The organism is Streptomyces sp. NPDC088732 (assembly GCF_044751205.1).
GTDB lineage: Bacteria > Actinomycetota > Actinomycetes > Streptomycetales > Streptomycetaceae > Actinacidiphila.
Genome location: NZ_JBIVLI010000065.1, coordinates 1 through 1,521, shown reverse-complemented (window position 1 = coordinate 1,521; position 1,521 = coordinate 1). Strand labels below are relative to the sequence as shown.

Sequence of the window (1,521 nt, the reverse complement as noted above, 5' to 3'; positions counted from 1 at the left end):
CCGCCGGCCGGCGCGCGGGCGATCGACCTCGACGGGGTCTACGACCGCCTGGCCGACCGCGGTTACGGCTACGGCCCCGTGTTCCAGGGCCTGACGGCCGCCTGGCAGCGCGGCGACGAGATCTTCGCCGAGGTCGTGCTCCCCGAAGCGGCCCGCTCCGACGCGGCCGCGTTCGGACTGCACCCCGCCCTGCTCGACGCCGCCCTCCAGGCGACCGGGCTAGACGCCCTCGCCAACGATGCGCAGCCCGAGCAAGAGGGCATCGCTCTGCCCTTTTCCTGGAACGGGGTGACCCTCTTCGCGGCCGGCGCCGCAGCGCTGCGACTCCACGCCGTTCCGGCAGGTGAGGGCGTAGAACTGCGGATCGCCGACGCCGAGGGCAGCCCGGTGGCGTCGGTGGAGTCCCTGATCACGCGCTCGGTCTCCGCCCAGGAGCTCACCGGAGCCCAGTCGGACTCCGTCGACAACCTCTTCCGTGTGCAATGGGTCCCGCTTCCGTCGTCGGTGTCGGGTGTGGTGGGTGGTTGTGCGGTGTGGGGTGCGGGTGGCGGGGTGGTGGACGCGTTGCGGGGTGCGGGCGTGTCGGTGCCGGTGGGGGTGGATCTGGCGGGGTCGGCGGTGGTGCCGGGTGTGGTGGTGCTGCCCGCTCCGCTGGGTGTGGAGGGCGCAGGTGTCCCGGAGCGTACGCGTGCGGCGCTGGGCGAACTGCTGGGTGTGCTGAAGCGGTGGGTGGAGGAGGAGCGGTTCTCGAGGTCGCGGCTGGTGGTGGCATTCGAAGGCGGTGCTGCCGGCGGCGGTGAGAGCGCGGTGGTGGCGGCGGCACTGCGGGGGCTGGTCCGCTCCGCGCAGGCCGAGCACCCCGGTCGGGTGACGCTGCTGGACTGGGAACCGGGAGCGGGCGCCGCCCACTGGCAGCAGGCACTGTCATGTCCGGAGCCCGAGGTGGCGGTACGTGCGGGCGGAGTCGTGGTGCCGCGTCTGGTGCGGGCGGTCGCCGGTTCGGGGGTGGTGTCGTTCGCCGAGGGCGGGACGGTGCTGGTGACCGGTGGCACCGGCGGCCTGGGAGCGGTGACGGCCCGCCACCTGGTCGAGCGACACGGCGTACGGCACCTGCTGCTGGTGAGCCGGCGCGGCCTGGAGGCCCCGGGTGCACGGGAGTTGCGTGAGGAGTTGTCCGCGCTGGGCGCGGAGGCGGTGGACGTGGTGGCGTGTGATGTGTCGGATCGCGGGCAGGTGGCGGCGTTGCTGGCGTCGGTTCCGGCCGGGCACCCGCTGACCGGCGTGATCCACACCGCGGGCGTGCTGGACGACGCGACATTGACCTCGCTGACGCCCGAACGCCTGGATGCGGTGCTGGCGCCGAAGGCGGACGCCGCATGGCACCTGCACGAGTTGACGCGGGATCTGCCGTTGTCGGCGTTTGTGTTGTTCTCGTCGGCTTCGGGTTCGTGGGATGGGGCGGGGCAGGGGAATTATGCGGCGGCGAACGGTTTTCTGGATGGTCTGGCTGTGTTGCGGCGG

General features: G+C 72.9%; 1 protein-coding gene. It reads left to right on the top strand.

Going from position 1 to position 1,521, the window contains the following annotated elements:
- Positions 1–1,521: SDR family oxidoreductase (locus ACIP9H_RS42270; protein WP_401964268.1), on the top strand; the 1,521-nt coding region annotated here is incomplete at both ends.